At 45.2% G+C, this 25,190-nt stretch carries 24 protein-coding genes and 1 pseudogene; 10 read left to right on the top strand and 15 right to left on the bottom strand.

What is annotated here, in order from left to right; genetic code table 11:
* Positions 1-194: 194 nt before the first annotated feature.
* A complete protein-coding gene (dcuC, locus tag ACKPVM_RS04180) occupies positions 195-1,571 on the bottom strand; it encodes a C4-dicarboxylate transporter DcuC (protein ID WP_409307163.1) in 1,377 nt (458 codons plus the stop codon).
* Positions 1,572-1,968: 397 nt separating this feature from the next.
* On the bottom strand, positions 1,969-3,102 hold the full coding sequence (gene iadA, locus ACKPVM_RS04175; RefSeq protein ID WP_409307161.1) for a beta-aspartyl-peptidase: 1,134 nt from the start codon (positions 3,100-3,102) through the stop codon (positions 1,969-1,971).
* A gap of 164 nt (positions 3,103-3,266) precedes the next feature.
* Here iadA and ACKPVM_RS04170 point away from each other — a divergent pair, with 164 nt between their 5' ends.
* On the top strand, positions 3,267-4,160 hold the full coding sequence (locus tag ACKPVM_RS04170) for a LysR family transcriptional regulator (protein ID WP_409307159.1): 894 nt from the start codon (positions 3,267-3,269) through the stop codon (positions 4,158-4,160).
* Between the two features lie 224 nt (positions 4,161-4,384).
* Here the strand turns inward: ACKPVM_RS04170 and ACKPVM_RS04165 are convergent, their stop codons facing one another.
* Complete coding sequence (locus ACKPVM_RS04165) at positions 4,385-4,636, bottom strand: biofilm development regulator YmgB/AriR family protein (protein ID WP_409307157.1); 252 nt, start codon at positions 4,634-4,636, stop codon at positions 4,385-4,387.
* A 720-nt stretch (positions 4,637-5,356) separates the two neighbouring features.
* Here ACKPVM_RS04165 and ACKPVM_RS04160 point away from each other — a divergent pair.
* Positions 5,357-5,779, top strand: coding sequence for an NUDIX hydrolase (locus ACKPVM_RS04160; protein ID WP_409307156.1), 423 nt, complete (start codon positions 5,357-5,359; stop codon positions 5,777-5,779).
* Positions 5,780-5,977: 198 nt separating this feature from the next.
* On the opposite strand, the gene ACKPVM_RS04155 is transcribed toward ACKPVM_RS04160, so the two are convergent.
* Entirely contained in the window at positions 5,978-6,517 is a 540-nt protein-coding gene (locus ACKPVM_RS04155) for a hypothetical protein (RefSeq protein ID WP_409307155.1), read from the bottom strand.
* A gap of 328 nt (positions 6,518-6,845) precedes the next feature.
* On the opposite strand from ACKPVM_RS04155, the gene ACKPVM_RS04150 reads away from it, so the two are divergent.
* The gene (locus tag ACKPVM_RS04150; protein WP_409307154.1) at positions 6,846-7,274 is read left to right on the top strand and encodes a universal stress protein; all 429 of its coding nucleotides are present in this window, start codon (positions 6,846-6,848) and stop codon (positions 7,272-7,274) included.
* Positions 7,275-7,322: 48 nt separating this feature from the next.
* Here ACKPVM_RS04150 and ACKPVM_RS04145 read toward each other — a convergent pair whose 3' ends face one another.
* A complete protein-coding gene (locus ACKPVM_RS04145; RefSeq protein ID WP_409307153.1) occupies positions 7,323-7,589 on the bottom strand; it encodes a DksA/TraR family C4-type zinc finger protein in 267 nt (88 codons plus the stop codon).
* A 94-nt stretch (positions 7,590-7,683) separates the two neighbouring features.
* The gene (locus ACKPVM_RS04140; RefSeq protein WP_409307151.1) at positions 7,684-7,869 is read right to left on the bottom strand and encodes a GhoT/OrtT family toxin; all 186 of its coding nucleotides are present in this window, start codon (positions 7,867-7,869) and stop codon (positions 7,684-7,686) included.
* A gap of 105 nt (positions 7,870-7,974) precedes the next feature.
* On the opposite strand from ACKPVM_RS04140, the gene ACKPVM_RS04135 reads away from it, so the two are divergent.
* From ACKPVM_RS04135 to ACKPVM_RS04120, 4 genes are all read left to right on the top strand, one after another.
* The gene (locus ACKPVM_RS04135) at positions 7,975-8,154 is read left to right on the top strand and encodes a hypothetical protein (protein ID WP_409307149.1); all 180 of its coding nucleotides are present in this window, start codon (positions 7,975-7,977) and stop codon (positions 8,152-8,154) included.
* Between the two features lie 178 nt (positions 8,155-8,332).
* Positions 8,333-8,611 (top strand): hypothetical protein, encoded by a 279-nt coding sequence (locus tag ACKPVM_RS04130; RefSeq protein WP_409307147.1) that lies wholly within the window; start codon positions 8,333-8,335, stop codon positions 8,609-8,611.
* Between the two features lie 150 nt (positions 8,612-8,761).
* Entirely contained in the window at positions 8,762-9,031 is a 270-nt protein-coding gene (locus ACKPVM_RS04125) for a hypothetical protein (protein WP_409307145.1), read from the top strand.
* A 589-nt stretch (positions 9,032-9,620) separates the two neighbouring features.
* A complete protein-coding gene (locus ACKPVM_RS04120) occupies positions 9,621-11,294 on the top strand; it encodes a methyl-accepting chemotaxis protein (RefSeq protein ID WP_409307144.1) in 1,674 nt (557 codons plus the stop codon).
* 168 nt (positions 11,295-11,462) lie between these two features.
* Here the strand turns inward: ACKPVM_RS04120 and ACKPVM_RS04115 are convergent, their stop codons facing one another.
* Entirely contained in the window at positions 11,463-12,938 is a 1,476-nt protein-coding gene (locus tag ACKPVM_RS04115; RefSeq protein WP_409307142.1) for a PepSY-associated TM helix domain-containing protein, read from the bottom strand.
* Between the two features lie 108 nt (positions 12,939-13,046).
* On the bottom strand, positions 13,047-13,472 hold the full coding sequence (locus ACKPVM_RS04110; protein ID WP_409307140.1) for a DUF2946 domain-containing protein: 426 nt from the start codon (positions 13,470-13,472) through the stop codon (positions 13,047-13,049).
* 332 nt (positions 13,473-13,804) lie between these two features.
* Between ACKPVM_RS04110 and ACKPVM_RS04105 the strand changes: the two genes are divergently transcribed.
* Both ACKPVM_RS04105 and mdoH read left to right on the top strand, forming a co-directional pair.
* Positions 13,805-15,313 carry a glucan biosynthesis protein G gene (locus ACKPVM_RS04105; protein ID WP_409307387.1) on the top strand — a complete coding sequence of 503 codons (1,509 nt, stop codon included), beginning with the start codon at positions 13,805-13,807 and terminating at the stop codon, positions 15,311-15,313.
* Positions 15,306-17,855: a glucans biosynthesis glucosyltransferase MdoH gene (mdoH, locus tag ACKPVM_RS04100; protein ID WP_409307139.1), complete on the top strand. Its 2,550-nt coding sequence runs from the start codon at positions 15,306-15,308 to the stop codon at positions 17,853-17,855. The genes ACKPVM_RS04105 and mdoH overlap by 8 nt, the downstream gene beginning before the upstream one ends.
* Before the next feature lie 178 nt (positions 17,856-18,033).
* Here mdoH and ACKPVM_RS04095 read toward each other — a convergent pair whose 3' ends face one another.
* Complete coding sequence (locus ACKPVM_RS04095) at positions 18,034-18,954, bottom strand: Kdo(2)-lipid IV(A) acyltransferase (RefSeq protein WP_409307137.1); 921 nt, start codon at positions 18,952-18,954, stop codon at positions 18,034-18,036.
* Positions 18,955-19,197: 243 nt separating this feature from the next.
* Positions 19,198-20,292 (bottom strand): NADH:flavin oxidoreductase/NADH oxidase, encoded by a 1,095-nt coding sequence (locus ACKPVM_RS04090; RefSeq protein WP_409307136.1) that lies wholly within the window; start codon positions 20,290-20,292, stop codon positions 19,198-19,200.
* Between the two features lie 185 nt (positions 20,293-20,477).
* Here ACKPVM_RS04090 and trhO point away from each other — a divergent pair, with 185 nt between their 5' ends.
* A complete protein-coding gene (trhO, locus tag ACKPVM_RS04085; RefSeq protein WP_409307134.1) occupies positions 20,478-21,551 on the top strand; it encodes an oxygen-dependent tRNA uridine(34) hydroxylase TrhO in 1,074 nt (357 codons plus the stop codon).
* Between the two features lie 60 nt (positions 21,552-21,611).
* Here the strand turns inward: trhO and ACKPVM_RS04080 are convergent.
* From ACKPVM_RS04080 to pyrC, 5 genes and pseudogenes are all read right to left on the bottom strand, one after another.
* A pseudogene (locus tag ACKPVM_RS04080) lies at positions 21,612-21,941 on the bottom strand (YceI family protein); the annotation flags it as partial.
* A 430-nt stretch (positions 21,942-22,371) separates the two neighbouring features.
* A complete protein-coding gene (bssS, locus tag ACKPVM_RS04075; RefSeq protein WP_409307133.1) occupies positions 22,372-22,626 on the bottom strand; it encodes a biofilm formation regulator BssS in 255 nt (84 codons plus the stop codon).
* A 524-nt stretch (positions 22,627-23,150) separates the two neighbouring features.
* Entirely contained in the window at positions 23,151-23,408 is a 258-nt protein-coding gene (locus tag ACKPVM_RS04070) for a hypothetical protein (RefSeq protein ID WP_409307131.1), read from the bottom strand.
* Positions 23,409-23,622: 214 nt separating this feature from the next.
* Positions 23,623-23,862 (bottom strand): DNA damage-inducible protein I, encoded by a 240-nt coding sequence (gene dinI / locus ACKPVM_RS04065; RefSeq protein ID WP_409307130.1) that lies wholly within the window; start codon positions 23,860-23,862, stop codon positions 23,623-23,625.
* 103 nt (positions 23,863-23,965) lie between these two features.
* Positions 23,966-25,009 (bottom strand): dihydroorotase, encoded by a 1,044-nt coding sequence (gene pyrC / locus ACKPVM_RS04060; RefSeq protein ID WP_409307129.1) that lies wholly within the window; start codon positions 25,007-25,009, stop codon positions 23,966-23,968.
* Between the last annotated feature and the right edge of the window lie 181 nt (positions 25,010-25,190).

The raw sequence follows: 25,190 nt of genomic DNA, 5'->3' as shown, positions 1-25,190 counted from the left end.
TATTACACCTCTTTCTTGATTACCGTTCGTTTATACCTTTCCTCTTTCTCGAGTATTCATTTCTTCAATACTGTACTTTTACGTATGGTTTTATGCCTAAATGATTCGGGAAACTCAGCTAAAATAATGTGGCAATCCACCCTCCTGTTTCCAGGAAGGTAGAATGACTTTTATCGAAGTAACATTGCTAGAAATTAAAGGAATACAGAGGAAGCAAGTACGTTGGCAATCATGGCCAGAATCATGACAGGCATAGTGCGGCGAACAATCTCAAAAGGTGTCAACCCCGCGATACCGGCTACGGCGATGATGACGCCAGCTATCGGGCACATTGTGCGGGCAATACTGGCTGAAAGCTGAACCGGCACCACAAGCATGGCCGTACTGATACCAACGCTGGAGGCGGCTTCAGGAAGTAGCGGGGAGAAGGCGAAAAACGCAGCATTGCCGGAACCCGTAACTACGGTAGCGATAACCATGATCGCGAGCATGACAAATAGCATGACCCAGATACCAGCCGATTCCATCGATGATGCCGCAGAAATTAGCGTTGTGACGCCACCGAGTTTATTCATACCTAATGCAAAGAGTTCGGCACAGCAAATGAGGCTGACCGTTGATGCAAAGACTTTGCCCATGCCTTCGAAAATGGTCGATGTAGCCTGACAGCAATCTTTGAAATGATGACGAGTCAGTAAATCGACGACAAAAGCGATCAGCAGCGAGACGATGATACAGCTCTGAAGTGAAAGACGTACCTCGGCATAGACCATGGGCGAGAAGACGATCAGCAGCACAAGTGGAAGCATCGGAAGCAGGGCATAGTGGACGGGACCAGCCTCGGCAAATACCTTTGATACATCCTGTTTTTCCACATCCGTTGCCTGTTCTGCCAGACTGCTGGCTTCTCGCCGATCAAACCAGCGTTGCACAAAGAAGTGACCAACGGCAATGGTCGCCATGACACAAAGCGCAACGGGCATCTGGCTATGGATAAAGTAGGTTACGACGTCAATGCCCATCAGATCAGCGGCGCGCATAGAGTTGGATGATGAAGGACCAAGATCCAGGGCGCAGGTTGAACCAATGACGGCAGCGGCTGAGGCGCGAGACACGCCGAGCGCGACAAGCAGTGGGTAAATACTTGCCATTAAAAGCAGCCCCAAACCGACGGCGCTGCTAATAAAGAGAGCCATAAACTGACCGACAATATAAGTAACGGCGAGAAGCGCATATTGGGAACGAATAGCTGAAAGCGGACGTACGCACAGTTTTACCAGCGCTTTTGAAGCGCCAATACGGTCCATGTAAAACGAAAAACCTGCGATCAGCATGATATTGAGACCGAGTTCCGGTAGTCGGCTACGCATCAGTGCCGTGAACGCTTCTGCAAAATCGAAACCTAGAAAATGTGTACTTTTATCTGCGGCAACAGGCAGGGTACCCATCATGGACGCTAAACCGAGCATGATGAAACCTGCAAGTAAAAGAACAATGGGTGGATAGTAATTTTTAAGAACACAGTAAGCTACTATCACAATGACAGTAAGCGTAAGGATGATTTCTAACATTATTGCCCCTTGAAGAATGGTTTTGCCAAATAAACGGTCATTGACAAAAAGTTTTATGGGCCGGTTTATCCGGCCACTGTTTTATTCGTTGATATACCTGTCCTATTACTCGATTCATTCGGGAGATAGGCCTAACTCACTCGAATGACAGGACAAAAACGTCAAGGCATTATTGATGCTGACAGGCACGATAAATCTAAAATTATTCAATGTTGAATAATCGTTATCTTTGATAAATAAACGGCGACACTAATGGTTTTTATTACCATTACAGCCAATTCCGTTATTTATCACCGGGATTTCTGGCCTGATCATGGTTTATTTCTCGCCAAACCCGCCAAGTGCAAAGCCATATCACTATGTCAAAGCTCAATAACTCTATGCCGAGCGAGTACTGTTACTCAAAATTGCCGTGCACCAGACATTCGCCATCGCTGAACATTAATCGTCCGGCCGCGAAGGTTTGATGCAGAGAACAGTCTTCATTCAGTACACAGATGTCTGCGCGTTCACCAGGTTGCAGTCGTCCGCCCGCGATCCCCAGAGAATCGGCAACGTTTGCAGTCAGCATGGAGATGGCTTGCGTGGCGGGGACGCCTGCTGAAATCAGGCGAGGTAACAGACGAATATTACCATCGACCGGCGCGGCGGATAGCCCTTCGACTTTTCCGCTAGCGTTAAAGCGAGGCACGCTGCCGTTTCCATCTGAGCTGATGGTAATACGTTCCGCTGAGACACCAGATTCCAGTGCATGAACCACGGCTTCTTCCTGAGGGGCATAGCGGCTGCCGCCAGAGGTGATATCAATCATGCCGCCGCGCTTGGCAAAGGCGATGGCTTGTTCGAATAAAGGTGCGGTGCGGGCAACGTGGGTGGGGGAGAGGTGATGTATTGGGAACCCCGCATCGCATAGAGCGTTGAGCGCATCAAGTCCTTCTGGCAATCCGCCCAGATGAATGTGTAGCAGTCCTTTTTTACCGGCCAACAGCGCGGCGACGCGAATATCGCTTACCAGACGCAATAATTCCTGGTGTGTTGGAAATGATCCCCGATGGTCTGATAAGGCGATCTTTACACCCAGTACAGAAGGAATAAAGGCAACATCATCACGGATGTTACTCGTAATGGTTCGGGTTGGTACTTCATAGGAGCCCGTGTGCATATAGGCTCGAATGCCTTCCACATTTAGCGATTGCACTTTGGCGTACAAATCTTTCGGTGAACGGGAGATCCCATCGGTGCCCAGTACGCCCACCGCCGTTGTGATGCCCGCACGAATTAACTGGCTGAGGCTGGTGGCCGGCGTTCTACTGGCGAACCCTGCTTCACCGCCGCCACCGATAAGGTGAATGTGTTGATCGATGAGGCCAGGTATAAGCCATTTTCCCTGGCAGTCGTAGTGTTGGGTTGGGAAAGGAAGTGCGGGAACCTCTTTATCAATGGCAATAATCGTGCCGTTACCAATCAATACAGACTGAATACCGAGATCGTGAGGCGCAAAAACCCTAGCGTTGGTGAGTAATGTAAACATAAAAACCCTGCCTTAATCACAAAATAGAGAGAGGTCGATGGAATGTTGGTGCAGGTGAAACACTTTTTATGTTTTATGTCGGTTAACATAAAGCGGTGGGTGAAATAGCGCTATTGCCAATTCCTTATAGGGCTATACCGATATGACATAGTTAGGATGAATGAATGGATAGTAAATGGCTGGGGGATTTTTTGTGTTTAAGTCATTCTGGAACGTTTTCCCTTGCCGCGCATGAGAGACATATTACTCAGCCTGCGCTCAGTCGACGGATTAAAACGTTGGAGGAGACGCTAGGCGTTCCCCTTTTTGATCGTACAACGACGCCAGTGACGTTGACTCGTCACGGACAATTATTTGAACCTTACGCCAGACGTATATTAGCAACGCTTGCGGAAGCTCAGCGGGAATTAATGGAGTTGTCTCCAGCCTCTGATAACACGATTGTGATGGTAAGTTTACATTCGCTCTCCATCAATGTTTTGCCGGATATGATCGGTTATCTCCGGTTAGATGAACCACAACTGTGTTTTACGGTTAATTCGTCGGTACAGGGTGTCGATAATCATTTTGATGCGTTGCTTAATCGCCAGATTGATTTTTTAATTACCTATGATTCAATGCTGGCCCGGCCAGCTTCGGATGTGGCCGCGCAATTACAGCGTACGATCTGGCGTTATGAGCGTTTTATTCCCGTTATTTCCTCTCGTTTGATTGATCAGGTTATGCAAGACAATGCTGTCATCCCTTGGCTGAGTTATAGTGATTATACTTTTGTGCACCGTATCGTTGCTCCGGCAGAAGAGAAACTTAAGCCTCGGTTGGCGAAAGTGTTTGAAAGTGGGCTTAGCGAAAGCATACAGGAAATGGTGCTACGACATTTGGGGTTAGCATGGTTGCCTGAGTCCATGGTGGCGGAACCACTCGCCGATGGTGAACTGGTACAATATTGCCCTGATGACAGGTCGTTAACTTGTGAAATTCCAATCACAGTATGGTGTCATCGTGAAGATAATCGACCGACAGTGCAGCGTTGTTGGCAGAAATTGGCGCGAGTGTAACGGTGGTGATATCTTGGAGCGTGGGTTTGAGTGCCAGTCATGGTGGCAGTTAACGCCCCGCTTTTTTAGAGAAGGCTCGAATGTTTTTGGCTCGCCTTGCATGAAAGCTGATAAGTGATTTGAATACGGCTTGCAGCGGCCCAACGTGGCGATGTTTATGGATGAGCCAAGTAACGAACGAGGCTAACATCTGTCAACTTGACGTATGACGGGTATAGAAGCGACTAAATAACATCATCTTGTGTCTTATGGACGATCTGCTCCAATAAAGAGCGGTATCTGTCCAATGTAAAGGCGTCTGTTTCGATATCAATTCGATGCAGTAATTTTGAAATAATCGCTTTATTGGTGACAGCATCGCCACATTGGATTATTTCATCGACAATATGACCAAGAATAGTAATGTCATTCATATTTTTTGCTGTTTCAAAATAGTCTGCTGTTTCTTTATCTGTTTGCCGTGTGTTTTCGTGCATCGACCATCCTCCAGAATGACTCTTTTTCTAATTAAACTTTAATGCCATAGGGAAAATGTCAGTAAAGGACAACCATAAAGTAAACGGCCAACTAAGATAGTTAATTAACTCTAGCGCATAGTAGCGATAACCACCACATATTTTAAAGTAAAGTTTAATCCCAAAGAGCATGTGAATGATTGATGAAAAAATAGAGGATGAAATATCAGACTGGGGAATAATCATTTGTCGTATTTAATAATACGGTTTCGCTATTGATTATACAATCTTTCTAATTAGATTTAGGATGGTTATGAAAGGCCAATGATTTTAATACTGTTGAATAGATAGCATAAGATAGTTATCTGATGGTGGAGACTTAGCGAAAAGCTTAAATAATATTGCTGAATGGTAACATGACCCACAACGATCAACGCTATCAGGTAATCTCTCGTATTTTTAGAGACGGTTATCTCTCTATTAAATGTGACTGTAAAAGACGTATACAATTATTGATATCCCACCTACTTTAGGTTGCTTGTGCGTGACGTTCGTTGTTCGGCCCAGCCATGAGCTTCGCTCTTTCAGAAACAACACAAAGGCTGTTCAATTATACTTTGTATTTTATCCTTTAATTCTAATCGGTTGGAGTATAAAAGATGATGAGTGTCACTTTTAATTCATTGAAAAATTGATATATTTTTTAAGTGTTTCTCTATCAAAAAGATGGCTGAGTAAAATATGAAAAAAATAAGGGCAAAAGCAGTATGTCTCTTTCGGTATAACGGAAAAGTTCTTTTAGCTGAAGGATATGACCCGGTAAAAGATGAACATTTTCTGATGCCGATTGGGGGCGGCGTCGATTTTGGTGAGACATCGGAGGCCGCAGCGAAACGGGAAGTGAAGGAAGAGATTAATGCTGTTGCTGTTGAACTGAACCTGCTTGGTGTGTCGGAAAATATCTTTTCTTTTAATGGCAAGCAGGGACATGAAATAGTCTTTGTTTATGAAGGCCATTTTGATGATGATTCACTTTATCAGCGTGATGTTATCCACGGTATAGAAAGTAATGGTGACGAGATTACGCTTCGTTGGTTTGATCTGACATATTTGCAATCCGGTCAGAGGAATGTTTATCCGGATGGTATAAAAAAGATGTTGTAATAGGTATACCCAATAAACTTCAAGGTGCAGGTTTGAACGATGCTTGCAGCGGGGCGAGGTTCAATGAGCCGAGTAACGGGCGTAGCCAACGGACAGGCAACTTGAAGTATGACGGGTATACAACGTGATCGTCACCATGGTTGCACAGACAGGTTGCACAGATAGAAGGAATATCGGAAGCCCCCTTAATTTTAACTCTTATTGATATACCTCATCAGGACAATTAGCCTCGACCTCATACCCTAAAGCATAGTAAAGATGGATATCGCGGGGTTGTGACAGAACATGAATTCCTTCAGAGCTTGTGCAATATGAGATAACATCGCTGATTTGTTTATTTTGGATTTTTAGAATATTTATGCCATCAAATTCAACGTCTTTAGCCTGGATTTCTCGTTTATCAAAGATAAGGGCAAGACTGATCCCTGTTTGCAACTCTTGACGATGAGTATTGCTGTAAGAATATGTGTATATGTTTTTTCCTGTCGCGACATCTTCTACCGCATCATTAGGGGTTACACTTGAAAAATCGCTTCCTTGATAATGGTCACATGATTTTTTTATCGAGGAGCAAATTAAAATATTATCTCCGAGCACGTTGTTTTTTGTCGTCGATATCTGTATTGCCGATTTATCAAAAGATACAACGCCGACCGATAAAGGCGTGGATATCCCAGTCGCATGAGAGGCATAAGGAAAAAGCAACGTTACGCATAATATTTTTATACACTGATACATATATACCCAATAAATCATCAAGGTGCAGGTTGGAATACCTGAAAGCGGCCGTGCAACGCACAGCAACAGAGGTTATCGCGGATATAAATGAAGTCAACTACTTGTCATAGCATAACCAGAAAACTGGGGCGTTAATTTTTGATCGCATCGTTTATAGCAAGAACCAATTAAGTTTTAGGTAACAGGATGGCCGGTATCGGTTTTGGATGTTATCTGAGACATGGTGCTTAAAAAGCATTCTGTTCATAAAGGTGAACAAGATCATACATTTCTGGCACAAAGCAGGCTACTCTGTTTATAGACAAAGGCCATAGAAAGAGGTGCTGGTATGTATACAACTATTTTAGTACCCGTCGATCTTGATGAAGAATTGTTAACCCAAAATGCGCTTGTCCATGCCATAAGGTTGGCAAAAATGTCAGGTGCTACCATACATCTTTTTCATGCACTTCCTGATGCATCTGCATTTTTGTCGGCCTATTCTTTTGGGATAAAAGAATTTGAAAATGAAGCGGTCGTGAAGGCTAATGACAAGCTGAAAGCGCTGGTTGCACAGATCGACCTTCCGCCGTCTCGACTGTCATTCAGCGTGAGCTTTGGTACGCCTCGAGACGAGGTGTTGTTATTGGCCGAAGAGATAAATGCCGATCTGATTGTGGTTGGATCGCGCCGACCTGATGTGAAAACATATCTTCTTGGGTCAAACGCAGCAGCGGTTGTTCGGCATGCTAAAACATCTGTGTTAGTCGTCCGCTAAAGTGTCGTTGGGCTTGCTTGGACCAACGAAGCAAGCCTGCACGTCTTTTTATCTCAGTTGGCTGTCTTTGCTGCCTCGTCGGTTATAACCGCTATTTTGTGTTTGTTTTTTATCGGCTTGTTCCTGACATTGAATACAATAGCGAACGCCCGGCAATGCAGTGCGCCGGGCCTCTGGAATTGGCATATCGCACTCTTCGCAGCGCAGAGCGCTGTCACCGTGGTTCAACTGACTACGGGCTCGCGCAATAGCATCGTCAACCGTGGCGTCAATTTGATCCTGAACAGAACTATCATTCGACCAACCATTTGCCATAATGGGCCTCCGACAGAAGAAGTAAAAACCGCTATCTTTTCAGTATTGAAGTAGCCAAGTGGATTCAGGCAATACCCTCGATCGTCCTGAGAGATTAAAACATAGAGAAGAGCAATACCACCGGGAAGCTAAGCGGCCATGTTAGCCCAATCAGTAGTGAGGCAAGTATCCGGATAAACCATGACTTATCTTTACTGAGGAGTAAGGTAACCAGCATCGAAATGACAAAACCGATGAAGTAAATAAGTTTGATGAGTTCCCACACAGAGTGATGTGGCACGTTTGTTTCCTTTTGTTTTTAACGCACCGGCATTCTATGCTGTTAATAATCTATGATCAATTCTTTAACTCAGCCACGTTATTTGTATGATAACACCGCACATTAGTGTTACGTCGATATCCGGGAAACTGTCCGTGCCCTTATCATTCTGCCCGTAATGGTCGTCAATGTGGTAAACGCAGTGCCTGGAGTCGGCAAGGCGGGTATAGTCCCATTTGCTATAAGTATGAGGTGACAGAAAAAATGGTTGAAGAATGGAGGAAACGGAAAAAGACGCCATTATGATGTAGATAATAAGCAAGCAAATGATTAAGAATGATTTCAGATAAAATGAATAACGTCTATTTGATGAGAGATTCATCACATATCGTTTATGACAAAAATATTAAATTTTTGTTTCAGTATGGACTTTATTTAAATACTGTCATAGGTTTGTATTTTATTCCATGAGAAAGGCAATAAAATGAGCGAGATATCTAGCTTGTCGTTGAAAATCCCTATGGATTTGAAAGAAAAGATTAAAGTCGCTGCCCTTGATAATAACGTTTCCATTAGTGCTGAAGTCACTGCTCGGCTACTTGCAAGTTTTGATAGTCACGATGCTTCATCAGTGGCGCCTGCTGAGTTGGTTGATAATCAGAGCACTGAAGAAGTTGCAGAATCACCACTGACACAAAAAGAAATAAAAAAAATCAGAGAGTTACTGAAAGGAAAGTCAAAGAATACATCGAAGAAAAAATAACCCGCTATCAGGCACGCTCTGATTCTGCACTTGGCGTCACGTCATAGCGTGCTATTTATTCCAGGAAAAATCATATTTTGCGATAGAGATCAGTAAGGTTTCCCCATTTTTTGCCGATAAACGCTACTCATATGATGAGTGGAGGCAATTATGTTAATGGGAACACTGAAAGAAACATTGGTTTTTATACAGGACAATGATGTCGCTTCCCATCGGTATGAGATCTATAAAAATGATAGCAAAGGTGGATTTTTTGCCATCATTTATGCGCAAAAATACATTACCTCTCATGATTCTCGTTTTATTTCCTGGATAGTCGAAAATCCATGTTATCAACTTAAATCACATTATATTCCTAATGCCAGAATGGAGTGTGATATCCATTGGAAAGAGAATTATCGCACTCTGACTGTTTTGTAGAAAAAGAAATTTTAAAACAGTATTTTCTCTTATTTACGCCTTTATAATGATGATGCTTTCTATTAATAATTAGAAAGCCATTATCAACATGATAGAAATAAACATCTATTCGGTTTAACTATTTATCAATATTAATCTTATTTATTACTAATAAATCATGAGATTATTTATCTCACAAATAGGTAAATTATTAATAAATGATCGATTAAATAGATATGGTCGCTGTTTTTTAAATAAATAAAATATAAAGATCACAGAGGTCACGCCGATACCCACCTTGGGTGAAAGAGAGTCAGTCATGCTTCCATTTTCTAAATGACATGATTAATTGATCGTAAAGGTTATTGATTTATCAGTGAGTTAGATTTTGGAAATGTCTTTCATTTCCACTGTAGATGGTGTTGTTGTGTGCGATATTGCACTTTAGTGCTTGTTTCGGTCTATCACCAGGCTTAATACATGCCATACCCCATTTTTATATGAGTACACATTGGAGCTATAGGTACTATCAATTATCGCATTGTATTTTTTGGGCATGATGACATGCGTTAGAGCGTACAGATAGAAAGGATGAATAAAGGAGAGTGAAATGAATTTATCTAATTGGCGTATAGGATATCGGCTCGGCGCTGGTTTTTCTTTTTTGTTACTGATGTTGTTGATAGTAGGCAGTATTACTCTCTCCAGGTTGACAGACTTTCATCAGAAAATGGAAGATATTGTCTCTCAAAATTATCCGTTGACACTGAAAAGTAACCAATTAATTGATGAGTTAAATAGATTTCTTAACAATCAGCAATTACTGTTATTACTTAAATCCCAAACGGAAATTAACAAACAATTAACGCTAGCCAAAGAACGTTCATCCCGAGTTTCCGGTTTAATGGATGAACTACAGAAGTCCGTTAGTGATGAGAAATCACGTTTGATTTTACAAAATATTGCTGAGATACGGCGTGATTTCTTGGGATCAACAAATAAGCTTACCGCCTTAATCGTAGCGGGTGATCCTGATGGCGCATCTGATGAATATTTCAATGTTACTCGGGTTGCTCAGCAAAAGTATATTGATAGCGTGACCGAGTTTATTGATGTTCAGGATGACAAGATGACGGCATCGGCTCACGAAGCTGCTGTCAGTTATCGAGACACCTTGATTTTGCTTGCCATTATTATCATTGCCAGCATTATTTTCGGTTTGGTTATCGCCGCTTTGATTACCCGAAGTGTCACGCATCCGATAAAAGAAGCGTTAGTCGTCGCAGAACATGTTGCGCAAGGGGATTTAACGTCAGAAATACAAACCAACCGTAAAGATGAAACCGGCATGTTGTTGACGGCGTTACATGATATGAACACCAGTCTGCGGCAGATTGTCAGTCAGGTGAGGGAAGGCGCGGAATCAATTTCGAGTGCAGCATCTCAAATAGCAGCAGGTAATCAGGATCTGTCGGCCAGAACGGAAGAACAGGCGAGTTCATTGGAAGAAACCGCCTCGTCGATGGAACAATTAACATCGACCATTAAAAATACGGCCGATAACACAATTCAGGCAACTGAATTGGCTGTTAGTACGTCGGAGACCGTTCGAAAAGGTGGCGATATGATGAATATCGTGACGCAAGAAATGCGTGGGATTCGGGATTCCTCACAGCGTATGTCGGAGATTATCGGCGTAATTGATGGTATTGCCTTCCAAACGAATATACTGGCTCTGAATGCCGCGGTGGAAGCTGCGCGGGCAGGGGAACAGGGGAGAGGGTTCGCTGTTGTTGCCAGTGAGGTTCGAGCGCTGGCGCAACGTAGTGCAACCGCGGCAAAAGAGATTAAAGAGCTTATTGATGACTCTTTTCAAAAGGTTCAGGCCGGTATGAAGCTAGTGGAGGAGACCGGCATTACGATGAGCTCTCTGGTTGAAAATGTGCAAGGAGTGAACGGTATAATCAGTGAAATTTCTCAGGCAAGCCGAGAACAAAGCGATGGAATCAACCAGATGAATCTGGCCGTTGGACAAATTGATACGACGACTCAGCAGAATGCGGCATTGGTTGAAGAATCGGCAGCCGCGGCTCTCGCTTTGCAGGATCAGGCACATAGCCTGACGCAAACGGTCAGCCTGTTCAAGCTTGGGGTGAATGATGTGGGTCAAGCTCATGTGAGAAAATCAGAAATATTGGCTACCCCGGCTTTGCCTGCGGTCAAAAGTACGACGCTCGCACGAGATAAAACGCCAGCCAACGCTTCAGATTGGACATCGTTCTGAGTTTGAGAGTGTAACTTTTTCTCTCAACGTCATGTCGTTTTTGCACAGGCTAGTCTCCTCGTCAGTGAAGTTTATACGGACAATGGAGACAGCATCATGAGCTGAAGGCCGATCTTTTTTGCGGCCTTCAGCTATACCGGGTAAAACATAACCCGGTATTGATATCGATTATGTCTTAATCAATTCCCTGCGGTTGTTGCTTCGCTGCCAGCGGACCCCATCGATGAGTACAAATATCAGTAAACTGATCCCCATCACTGGCAGGCACAGGGCTAAGAATATCGCAATGGCGATGACTATCGATCTGGTGAAAGGGCGGAGGCTCATCAACGCGTCTGTCAGGGTTTTTACCGGGCTGTTTTTCCCTTGATAGAGCGGGCGACGCAACCACCACATCCGATATCCCCATACAACCATGGTGCACAGACCTAATCCAAATGCGGCTAATATGAGCTGGTTTGGTAAACCAAACAGTACCCCCATATGAGCGTCTACTCCCCAGCGTGTCAATTTTGCAGCCAATGGGAAAGTGGTAAAATCTGTTCTATCGATCACGTTCAATGAGTGGGGATCGATGGAGACTGCATCAACCTGTGTGGGCCATGAACGATCAATTTCGCTAACCGTCCAGGCCTGATTCTCTTTTCTGGCGGGTTTTATTTCTATCTTACTGGCATCAATACCGGCTTTCTGAGCTACGGCTAACACCTGATCAAACATTTCTGGCGAGATCGCTTCCATGGTGCTGTGCATCGGCATTGACATCTGATGTTCTGCATGAGCATCAGATGAATGGGAGTGATCGTGGTGGTCCATGCTTTCTGTCAGTTGCGTTTTGACTGAGGGCGTTTGCCATCCCAGCGCACTACGGGCTATCGCGATATTGTTGCCTGCCCACTGCGACCAGGTTAATCCGGTTGCAGAAAAGAAGAGTAAACCGATCATGAGACTCAGTCCCATGGTGGTATGCCAATGGCGTAAGCGGCGTTTTTTCATCGCGGGTGTCTGGCGAGTAACGGTGTGACGCCGTTTGACCGGGGATGTTGAATGCCGGGTCGTCCACCAGAGGGTTAAGCCTCCAAGCGCCGCAACCCATAACCATGATGCTGCCAGCTCACTGTAATTTCGCCCGACATCACCCAGTAATAACCCTCTGTGCAGATAATCAAGCCAGGTACGGAATGGCAGACCCCCGCTGGTGCCATAAACTGTTTCATCGCCACGGATCTCCAAAGAAATCGGGTCGATGAAGATTGCTCGACTTTCCGAAGGGCCGAGTGCCGGGGAGGAAAACATGATACGGGTTGTTTCGCCGATTGTGGCTGCCGGACGAATCGCGCTGGGCATATCAGCATGATGACCCAATACGGCCTGGGCAGCCACGATCTGTTCTGCCAGCGAGTGTGGTGTTCCGCTACTTTGGCTAAAGAGTTGGTGGGCGTATAGTCGCTCTTCAATTTGCGGAGTGAGCACGTATAACGTCCCTGTGAGGGCAGCGACGAAGATGAACGGTCCAACAAACAGGCCGATATAAAAATGAAGTCGAATGAGCAGCGCGATAATTGCAGCACGTGGTGATACGGTATCTACGAGGGGCGTTTCCGAACGCTTGGCCGCTGACGTGTGGGAATAAGAACGTGGCATAAAACCTTCTGAAAGCAGTTGACAGTGATGTAACGCAAACGAACGGCATATCTGAAGTGATATGTCGCTGAGTTTGTTATATATAACCGGCGGTTTAGCTGACTGTATTCAGAGAGGTGGGGCGCGGGGAAGTGGAGGGACAAACCGTTCAATAGGAATAATGGACGAAATAGGGAGAGGGATGAGCTTGTGATTTAACGAGTTTGTGGCGACAACAACCAGACTATTGATCGCGGATAATGCAGGTGAGTAGGAGAAAAGCACACAGTACCCACAAGCTGCGTGATCCATCATGACTGTTGTATGAGAATCATGAGACTGTCTGTCTGACTTAGTCTTATCAGCGGGAGACGATGTCGTAGGGTGATGGTGTCCTGCTGTATTGATTTGTTCGCCGATGTACTGTGTGTTTGTATCACGATCGAGTTGTACCAGCGCTTGTGAAATTATCGGGGCAATGGCGATGGTTAAGATCGCGAAAATGCCCAGCCAGGCTGGAAAACGTTGTTGTCGCAATGCAAACAGATGCATCATTAAGGAATTATCCGTTGTACTGGATGTCGTCGTGATACTGTACCTCATTTGTTACTGATTCGGTTACATAAATGTTTATCCAACGTTACTTGTGTGAATGTCGCATAGGGGCCGAATTGAGATTTTTCTTACTCGGTTTATCTACTTTTCAGGGGCGTGTTGCTTAAACGCTGACCTATTATGATGAACCATCTCTTTATCAAGTTGTCGGAAAGCTAACTTATCCATTAATATGGATTTTAGTTGATTGAAGCACACGTACAGGGGGAGTTGTGCTGGTTAATAAATTTGGTACTAAACAGCGAGTCGCCAGCCTTCGCTGGCTTTCAGCGATGGTAATGTTGTCATTAAGCGCAGCGCCAGCGTGGGCGTTTTCTATTGATGATGTCGCTAAAGAAGCAGAGAAACTGGCCGCTAAAGGTTTTGAAGCGCCGAAAAGTAATCTTCCAGCGCAATTCCGTGATATGAAATTTGCCGATTATCAGCAGATTCATTTTAATCACGAAAAATCATACTGGAACGCGTTACAGACATCATTCAAACTACAGTTCTACCATCAAGGGATGTATTTCGATACGCCGGTGAAAATTAATGAAGTCACCGCAACAACGGTTGATGAAATTAAGTATTCGGCTGATTACTTTAATTTTGGCTCAGTTAACCACGATCCGGAAACGGTAAAAAATCTTGGCTTTGCGGGTTTCAAAGTGCTTTATCCCATTAATAAACAGGATAAAGACGATGAGATCGTCAGCATGCTGGGGGCAAGTTATTTCCGCGTTGTGGGGAAAGGGCAGATTTATGGTCTGTCAGCTCGCGGATTGGCTATTGATACCGCTTTACCGTCCGGCGAAGAGTTTCCGCGTTTTCGTGAGTTTTGGATCGAACGACCCAAGCAAAATGATAAACATCTGGTCATTTATGCATTGTTGGATTCGCCACGTGCAACGGGTGCCTATCGCTTCATTGTCTATCCTGGTCGCGACAGTGTGATGGATGTTCAGGCCAAAGTTTATCTGCGTGATAACGTGGGTAAACTGGGGATTGCACCGCTGACCAGTATGTATCTTTTCGGGCCGAATCAGCCCTCCTCAACGTTGAACTATCGCCCTGCGCTGCATGACTCCAATGGCTTGTCAATTCATGCCGGTAATGGTGAATGGATCTGGCGACCGCTGAATAACCCGAAACATCTTTCTGTCAGCACTTACGCCATAGAAAATCCCAAAGGGTTTGGTTTATTACAGCGTGGCCGCGATTTCTCAGCCTATGAAGATTTGGATGATCGCTATGACCTGCGCCCAAGCGGTTGGATCGAACCCAAAGGCGAGTGGGGTAAAGGTAAGGTTGAACTGGTTGAAATTCCAACGGCTGATGAAACGAACGATAATATCGTTGCATTCTGGACGCCGGATGTTTTGCCTGAAACTGGCAAACCGCTGGATTTAAAATATCGAATTCATTTCACCCGTGATGAAGATCAGTTGCATTCACCAGAAATTGCTTATGTACAGCAAACGCGTCGTTCCACTGGCGATGTGAAGCAATCCAACTTGATCCGTCAGCCTGATGGCACGATCGCTTTTCTGGTCGACTTTGTTGGTCCGACGCTGAAAGAAATGGATGAAGCGACGCCTATCGCCTCGCAGGTTAGTATTGGTGACAACGGTGAAATTGTTGAAAACAATGTCCGTTATAACCCGGTGACTCATGGCTGGCGCTTGACATTGCGTTTGAAAGTGAAAGATAACAAGCAGCCAACAGAAATGAGGGCCGCGTTGGTTAATGGCGAAACCACTTTGACTGAAACCTGGAGCTATCAGCTACCTGCTAATGAATAAGTCAACTACCCCTCTCAATTATATTGAGAAGCTACCCCTGTCTGCTGAGCAGGCAGGGGTTTTACGTGAGAAGCTACCGAAATCTGACAATATGGAACAGGTTGCCTTGCATCAGGCATTGGCTAACGATGAGCAGGTCAATATTCGTACAGAAGACGATGCCACACTGAATTCGGTTAAAGCGCGTTTGGAGATGGCTTGGCCAGATGCATTAAATGACGGTAATCAATTAGGCAAAGACAGAGAAGGTCGGACAGCATTAAAGGCGATGCCGACAATCACCCGAGCATCCATGTTCCCCGATGTTTGGCGGACTAACCCACTAGTCCGCTGGTGGGAAAGTCTGTTGGGGCGCTCAACGCCACCTCGCCACCATACCAGCCCTGAAGAGCGAATTGCTGAAAATCGCTGGCGTTTGGTCGGTACTATCCGCCGTTATATTCTGCTAATCCTGACGCTTTTTCAGACGGCGGTTGCAACATGGTACATGAAGACGATTTTGCCTTATCAAGGTTGGGCGTTGATTGACCCGTTTGCTATGTCCGATCAGCCTTTGACTCGGTCATTAATGCAAATGCTCCCTTATGTATTGCAAAGCGGTATTCTGGTTCTATTTGCGGTGTTGTTTTGCTGGGTTTCCGCTGGGTTCTGGACTGCGTTGATGGGGTTTCTGCAATTACTGATCGGGCGTGATAAATATAGCATTTCATCCACGACAGTAGGGGATGAGCCGCTTAATCCAGAACATCGTACTGCGCTGATCATGCCGATCTGTAATGAGGATGTTGAACGAGTGTTTGCGGGGTTGCGTGCCACCTATGAGTCGGTGGAAGCAACGGGAGCGCTTGACCACTTCGACATTTATGTATTGAGCGACAGTAACGATCCTGATACGTGTGTTTCGGAACAAAAAGCCTGGATGGAGCTTTGCCGCGATGTCGGGGGAGCCGGACGCATTTTTTATCGCCGCCGCCGCCGCCGTGTCAAACGCAAGAGTGGCAATATTGATGATTTCTGCCGCCGTTGGGGTAGTCAATATAGCTATATGGTGATTTTGGATGCCGATAGCGTGATGAGTGGCGAATGTTTGACATCGCTTGTCAGACTCATGGAAGCGAATCCCAATGCCGGGATTATTCAGTCCTCACCGAAGGCATCTGGTATGGACACGCTCTATGCACGTTGCCAACAGTTTGCCACCCGGGTGTATGGTCCGCTTTTTACCGCAGGCCTTCATTTCTGGCAATTAGGTGAGTCCCATTATTGGGGACACAACGCGATTATTCGAGTGAAACCGTTCATTGAGCACTGTGCCTTGGCACCGTTGCCTGGTGAAGGATCATTTGCTGGCGCCATCCTTTCTCACGACTTCGTTGAAGCAGCATTGATGCGTCGTGCCGGATGGGGGGTCTGGATTGCGTATGATTTGCCGGGAAGTTATGAGGAATTACCGCCAAATCTGTTGGATGAATTAAAACGTGACCGTCGTTGGTGTCATGGTAACTTGATGAATTTCAGGTTGTTTCTGGTTAAAGGGATGCATCCGGTCCATCGCGCCGTATTCCTGACAGGGGTGATGTCTTACCTTTCTGCACCGCTATGGTTCATGTTTTTGATGCTATCAACGGCTTTGCAGGTGGTGCATACGCTGATGGAGCCGCAGTATTTTCTACAGCCCAGGCAGTTATTCCCCGTCTGGCCACAGTGGCGGCCAGAACTGGCGATTGCGCTATTTTCCACCACGCTGGTATTACTGTTTCTGCCTAAACTGCTGAGTGTCATTTTGGTTTGGGCGAAAGGCGCAAAACCCTATGGTGGCGCGTTCCGAGTATTCATTTCTTTGCTAGTAGAAATGTTGTTTTCGGTCCTTCTGGCTCCGGTGAGGATGTTGTTCCACACGGTGTTTGTTGTCAGTGCGTTTCTTGGGTGGTCTGTACAGTGGAAGTCACCTCAGCGGGATGATGATGCAACGCCATGGGGAGAAGCCTTCGTTCGTCATGGTTCCCAACTGGCGTTAGGTCTGGTTTGGGCTATTGGGATGGCCTGGTTGGATTTACGCTTCTTGTGGTGGTTGTCTCCCATTGTGTTCTCATTGATTCTGTCGCCCTTTGTGTCTGTTTATTCTAGCCGTGCCTCATTAGGCCTCGGTTGTAAACGAGCCAAACTGTTGTTAATACCAGAAGAATATGAGCCGCCTCGTGAGCTTGTCGCGACGGATAAATATTGCCAGTTGAACCGTCAGCGTAAATTGGAGCATGGATTTATTCAGGCGGTATTCGATCCTTCAATTAATGCGCTCGCTAGTGCGATGGCCACAGCCCGACATCGTTTCAGTCAGGCGATCGAAGCCGTTCGCGAACAGCATGTTCATGACGCACTGAATCGTAAACCGGAAGAAGTGGATAATAACCAGCGTTTGGCTTTGCTCAGCGATCCGGTCACCATTTCTCGCTTACATTACCATGTGTGGCAGCAACCGGATAAGCATGTAGCATGGTCTGATTATTATCGGAAGCTCTCCGCACCACTGATCAAACGTTGATTTTTTCTTAATATCAGCATCCAAAAAAGCAATAGTTTTTCACTGTTGCTTTTTTTTTACCCCAAACTTGCTTTGCTATTGATCCGCAAGCGGATTCAGTAAGTATTGACGATTCGACGAGAGAAGGAAGTCCCTTCACGATACGTTCGTGAAGGGATAAGAATTGAATGCGGTGTCGTTAATACAGAGAAGGTTCGCCCTCTGGTCGTGTTTTAAAACGTCGATGCAGCCACATGTATTGTTCCGGAGCTAACAGAATGTTCTCTTCAACCACTTTGTTCATCCAGGTTGCGGTAGCTACTTCGCTCTCTATCGGAACATCCCATTCGACGGGTTGAATTAAGAGCTCATATCCTTTCCCATTTGGCAAACGGCGCGGGACAAACGGCACAATGGCTGGTCGAGCCGAGCGAGTCAGAATATAGCTTCCGATCGTTGTCGCGGCTTTATCAACCGCAAACAAGGGAACAAATACACTGCTGCGCGGGCCGTAGTCATGGTCTGGTGCGTACCAGATAATCTCACCTTGTTTTAATGCCCGAATCATACCTTTCAGATCTTTACGGTCTAGCATGGACTTGTTGGAACGCAGTCTTCCCCATGTCTGTAGCCAATCAATCAACTTATTGTCATTGGGGCGATAGACACCGATCCCAGGGTTTTTCATACCGAAAATACGAGCGCCAAGTTCCAGTGTCAAAAAATGAATACCGATAAGCAGGATTCCTTTTTTGCGTTCACGCACTGACTGTATATGTTCAAGGCCTTTTACCGTAAACCAACGATCAATGCGCCAATCTGGCCAGAACCATGCCATGCCGGTTTCTAGTACACCCATGCCAACGGCTTCGAAATTTTTCCTAACCCATTCATTTCGCTCTGCTAGCGTCATGTCTGGAAAGCAGAGTTCCAGATTTCGAGTGGTAATCTCGACTCGGCGAGGTAACAAACGCATAGAGAGATGACCTAGTCGGGTTCCGATCCAATATAGGGCGGGGTAAGGCAATAAAACGATAAGGTAAAGGATACCGATGCCTAACCAGGTGGCCCAGTATCGTGGATGTAAAAGTGAACGATTAAAAGAAGGGATCTGTGTCATGGCCTTAATATCAATATTCTGGTGCGAATTTGCACGTATACCGTTAAATGAAGTGAATAAATTATTTACTCTGTTGAATAGATTATTGCGGCAGTTTCATGAAAAAACAAATTGGCGACGTGTTTCAGCCTGATTTTTATACAAAAAATGGAGATGGCAGTCATGATACCATCTCCTGATGATGGTTTTTAACCTTTGATGGCATCGCCTCGGAATGTCGATAATCCATCACGAACGCCTGCGCTATTGCTGAAAGAGATCTTTTACGTAACGAGGTTCACTGCGCCAATACTGCGGTGGCGCGCTAACCTGAGCACCGAGCTTGGCTGCGGCATGCCAAGGCCAGCGAGGATTGAAAAGAATCGCTCGAGCTAGCCCGACCGCATCGGCTTCGCCTGTCGCGATGATGGCTTCAGCTTGCTCTGGTTCAGTAATCAGTCCGACGGCAATTGTGGGGATACCGACTTCCTGCTTAATACGTTGAGCATAGGGAACCTGATAGTTAGGGCCGGGCTGGATGTGCTGTTTGGCTGACAATCCACCGCTGGAAACATGGATAAAATCACAGCCTAATTCATGAAGTGCTTTGCTGAGTTGAATTGATTGCGCCACATCCCAGCCGCCATCAACGCCATCTGTCGCTGAAATTCTGACGCCCACCGCTTTGTGTGCGGGAAAAACTCGTCGCACTGCTTGGTAAACCTCTAACACTAAACGCTGGCGGTTCTGTAATGAACCGCCATAATCATCAGTACGCTGGTTGGATAATGGTGATAGAAATTGATGCATTAAGTAACCGTGTGCGGCATGCAGTTCGATCAAGTCAAAACCGAGACGGTCTGCTCGTTTGGCTGATTCAACAAACGCGGCAATAAGATCCTGGATTTGTTGCCGTGACATGGCGAGTGGTATGTCGTCCGTTTCATTATAAGGGAGCGCTGAGGGTGCGACGGTTTGCCAGCCTCCTTGTTCTTTGCGCAAAAAGGCACGCCCTTCCCAGGGGACCGCTGTTGAGGCCTTACGCCCCGCATGCGCGAGCTGAATACCTAATGGGATCGTTGAATAACGTTTTACGGCCTGAATAACTGGTTCAAGAGCTTGCTCGGTAGCGTCATCCCATAATCCCAGATCGTTGGGGGAGATCCGGCCTTCGGGTGTAACGGATGTTGCTTCGATAATCAGCAAGCCAGCGCCAGAGTGGGAGAGATGGCCCAGGTGCATGGTATGCCATGCCGTTGCTTTTCCTTCGTCTGCGGAGTACTGACACATCGGTGCGATGATCACACGGTTTGGTAGTGTGAGCTTGCCAAAAGAAACGGGGGTGAATAATTGGCTCATTGTAACGACCTCTGATTATGCTTTTCTCAGGAAATCGGGAAGGTAACGATCCAGGCAAAGACCTGCAACGTTACTGATATGATGAGATCACTATTTCACATTCCATCGGCAATTTCACTTCCTGACAGCAACCAAGTATGATGCCGCCGGTATTGTTCACCTCAACGAAGACAGGAAAGTACACCATGCCAGTGTTACATAACCGAGTTTCCAATGAGGAACTGAAGGCGCGTATGCTCGCGGAAACCGAGCCGCGTACCACAGTTTCCTTTTATAAATATTTTACGATTGATGAACCTAATCTATTTCGCGATCGTTTGTATATCCAATTCAAACAGCTGAATGTATTTGGGCGCATTTACATTGCATCTGAAGGCATTAACGCGCAAATCAGTGTACCGAATAATCAGTTCGATGCATTTAAATCGACGCTGTTTACTATGCATCCTGCACTTGACCAGATTCGACTCAATATCGCGTTGGATGATGATGGTAAATCATTTTGGGTGCTGAGAATGAAAGTTCGCGATCGTATTGTGGCAGATGGTATTGACGATCCTACGTTTAATCCGGCCAACGTAGGGCAATACCTGAAAGCAGAGCAGGTCAACGCCATGGCGGAAGATCCGAATACGCTGTTTGTTGATATGCGTAACCACTACGAATACGAAGTTGGGCATTTTGAAAATGCGTTGGAAGTTCCCTCTGATACGTTTCGGGAGCAACTTCCTATGGTAGTAGATATGCTCAATCATGAGCGTGATAAGAATATCGTCATGTATTGCACGGGGGGTATTCGCTGTGAAAAGGCAAGTGCTTACATGCTGCATCATGGTTTTAAAAATATTTATCACGTTGAAGGTGGGATCATTGAGTATGCTCGTCAGGCGAAGGCAAAAGGACTACCACTGAAATTTATTGGTAAAAATTTCGTTTTTGATGAACGGATGGGCGAGCGTATTTCCGATGATGTTATTGCGCATTGTCATCAGTGCGGCGCCCCTTGTGATAGCCATACCAACTGTCGTAATGAAGGGTGTCACTTGCTGTTTATCCAGTGTCCATCTTGTGCGATGAAATACGACGGTTGTTGCAGCCCCCATTGCCAGGAGGAGATGGCACTTCCTCTGGAAGAGCAGCGGGCGAAGCGCAGTGGTCGTGAAAATGGGATGAAAGTTTTTAACAAATCCAAGGGATTATTGAAGAGTACCTTATCTATACCGTCGTCGTCCTCGTCATCCGATGAGGATATGGTATAACGCTAAAATACAAGCCCCTTCATTTCTGAAAGGGCTTGTATCATCGACAACATCTATATTTTACTTCTGCCGTACGCCTTCAACTGAAAGGATCAGTTCAACTTCCTGAGAGGCCGGGCCTAGATCTGTTGTGATGTTGAAATCTTTTAGCTTAATAGTGCCCTCGGCTTCAAAACCGGCGCGGTAGTTACCCCATGGGTCATTTCCCTGTCCAACCAGTTTCGCTTCCAGTTTTACGGGTTTGGTGACGCCGTTCAGAGTCAGATTGCCCGTGATGTCCAGTTCATCACCCTCTTTTTTCACTTCGGTTGACGTAAATGTGGCCTGCGGATGTTTGGATACATTGAGAAATTCTGCACTGCGGAGGTGTTTATCACGTTCAGCGTGGTGGTTCCTTGTTATGCTGATAACGTGATCAACTTGGCAAAAATTAATCATGAAAAAAAACAAATGAAAAATGAAATTTCAAAACATTACAATTACGCAACGTTGAGCAATTTTTTTGAATTTAAATTTATTTTTTATTCAATCTAATCAACGGGAATGACAAAGAAATAAATAACGCTTCCTGGATCATTTCAGCTCAAGAAGTTATCACTGTTTGATAGATTAAATTTTGCGCAACTTTGATTGTTTATTAGCGGAATAATGATGTAGCGAGTGATTATTTGTTATGAGATTGTGGTGAAAAATACGACACCGTAAAAAGGGAAACAAAGGGATTATTTAAAACGACAACACCGCCGGGAAGGCGGTGTTATCGTTAATCATTTAATAAAATAAATCTGGTATAAAAATTTTTGGTAAACGATATCAATCACTAATGTTTCCGATAGTCACTGGATTGACAATCCGTTGATTCAATTTTAGCGATTCCTGCTTCCAGTATGTTTATCAACTGCCTGGCGACATCGGTTGTTAACCATAGCGTCCGGTCAACTTGTGCTTCATCTGGAGCTTGATCCGAGGTGGATAAGTAGTGTAAACGGATCATCATGGCATCATAACTGTCAACGGTGCTGATGTCCCAACCTACAAGAGGATGTGTCTGAATAACTTCATTTTTTCTATCCATAAATACCCCTTATTGACTAGTTACTAACATGAGTGACTAACGAGGTTTAAGGCGGCTCCTTATTTAGAAGAGCAATATGAGTATATCGTTGCTTATTTAATTTATGGAAAATATTTTCAAGTTTTTTGCAAAAAAATGAAGGGAGAGAAATAAAAATGTCAAAGACGGATATACCATCATCCTCACGTTTTCTGGTTATTGACGATGGCATGCGTCTAGGGGCAACCGCGTCATTGTAAGCGGAGAAAAATCAGCACCTGGCATATTTGTTCCCCGAATACTTACCAGAGCAGGGCGGGGTAAAATGCTTTCACCGCAGATCAGACTTTGGTTGGTTAAATTCGTTGGGGATGAATTTGATTTTTTCTTTTACTTGTTGCGTGATGAGGCACATGAATGTGCCTCGCTCTAAGAACTCACTCACGCATTGCTTAACGTGATGATGTTTTGTCCCGAAACTTTAATTAGTTAGAGGATATATCTGCCCCAAGCGGTAACGGAGGATGGAAAGAAACTGTGACCGGCTATTCGGTATTTAACTCCGCATTTCTTTCTAGCGCAGCGGCGAATCGAGCAAGATGTTTTTTCATCTGAGGATCACGATTTTCGTTTTGTGATTCTAATTTCAGATTATGGATCATCAGTTGGTTTGACTTTTCATCAAGACAGAACACCAGAGATGAGAACGCAAGTTCCAGAACATCAATTTTTCGCTGCTGCTCTGCAATTAGCTCCAGCAGTTCACCGAATGTCATTGCTTCTTCTGGTTTTTCAACGGTCATGTCCAGTATCCTCCATCGTGACAAAGTGGCGAAATGCCATATCAGCTTACTGCACCTTACCAAGTATAATTTATTATTCAACCAGGGTTTTTAACGGGGGAAATAGGGTGTAGCAAATAGAGCATAGAGTGGAATGGCGAATAAGTGCATACATTCGGTTTTTTCTGACTTAGAGCCAATCGTATCGCCAATAATCCCTACTGGGATAAGACTTTTAGTCTGGAGTGAACCAGTCATCTGCACTTTCCCAAGTTTCTTGTAAAATTTCGGAAATCCGATCTTTATCATCTTTGTTCGCTCCCATCACTGACAGGCTATTGCTACCAGCATAGCGGACCGAAATGGGGGCGTCGGGATAATGTTTATGGATCCTATGCTCAAGTTCGTGCTGAAGCGCTTCTATGGCGCCAGCAGGTAAAGGTGACAGCTTTGACAAAGTAATTTCTACACGCATAATTGCCTCCAATTTTTAACTGTTTATTTATACAGTTATTTGAGAAGGAGAACAAGCTATGATGTCAAACTTCCCTATCATCGTTAAATGATAGGGACGACCATTATTTCACGGACCAGTTCAGGCTTTGCCCGGCCATAAAAGGAATCAATGACTCGCTTCCCATCTGAATCTCTTCTGGAAAGGTGATCGGTTCTCGGTGAAGTTCAATCCAGCCTTCATTGACGGGTAAATTATAGAAACGGGGGCCGTTCAACGAACAGAACGCTTCAAATTTATTTAATGCCTCCATTTCCTCAAAAACAGTTGCGTAAGCGCTTATCGCGGCCTGAGCGTTAAAAACGCCTGCGCAACCACAGCTGGATTCTTTCCTGTGCTTGGTGTGGGGGGCAGAATCAGTACCAAGGAATAAACGCTCACAACCACTTGCCACCGCTTCTCGCAAAGCCTGTTGATGGATATTCCTTTTCAGAATAGGTAAGCAAAAAAGATGTGGGCGAATGCCGCCAACCAACATGTGATTTCGATTAAACATGAGGTGCTGAGGCGTAATCGTTGCAGCAATATATTGATTGCCTGAAAGGACATATTGCGCCGCTTCTTTGGTCGTAATGTGTTCTAAAACAATTTTCAGTTCAGGGAACTGTTTACGTAGTGGCTCCAGAATTGATTCGATGAATCTGGCTTCGCGATCAAAAATGTCAATGGCTGGATCGGTAACTTCACCATGGACCAGCAATGGCATACCGATTTTTTGCATTTTCTCCAGGATTGACGCGATATTGGCAATATTGGTTACGCCATGGCTGGAATTAGTGGTTGCGTTGGCGGGATAGAGCTTAGCTGCGGTGAACACACCTTGTTCGAAACCGTTTGTTACCTCAACGGCGTCCAGCGAGTCTGTCAAATAACAGGTCATCAGCGGTTTAAAATTGTCGCCTTCAGGAATAGCCGCCAGGATTCGGTTTCGATAAGCGATCGCGTCTGCAACGCTGGTAACCGGGGGCGTCAGGTTTGGCATGACAATCGCACGACCAAAAAATCGACTGGTGTAGGGAAGAACGGTTTCCAGCATGCGATCGTCGCGTAAATGGATATGCCAATCGTCAGGGCGGCGAATTTTTAGAATAGCAGGCAGTGCGGTCATGAAATTGTGCTCCGGCGTTCAGTAAAAATATCACTTGTCAGTGGGATGATGAGACTGATGCGTCGGGGAACAAGAATAAGTGCAAAGTGTCAGGAATGCATGTGTTTGTTTATGGGGGCTTGAAATTAGATCCGTTAGCTGAGTATTAAAGAAACACCCGCCAATGGCGGGTGTTTGATGT

The organism is Pectobacterium hainanensis (assembly GCF_046237015.1).
In the GTDB taxonomy this organism is placed as follows: Bacteria; Pseudomonadota; Gammaproteobacteria; order Enterobacterales; family Enterobacteriaceae; genus JBJYIN01.
Note: the sequence above shows the minus strand (reverse complement) of the source record. Positions and strands in the feature narration are given on the sequence as shown.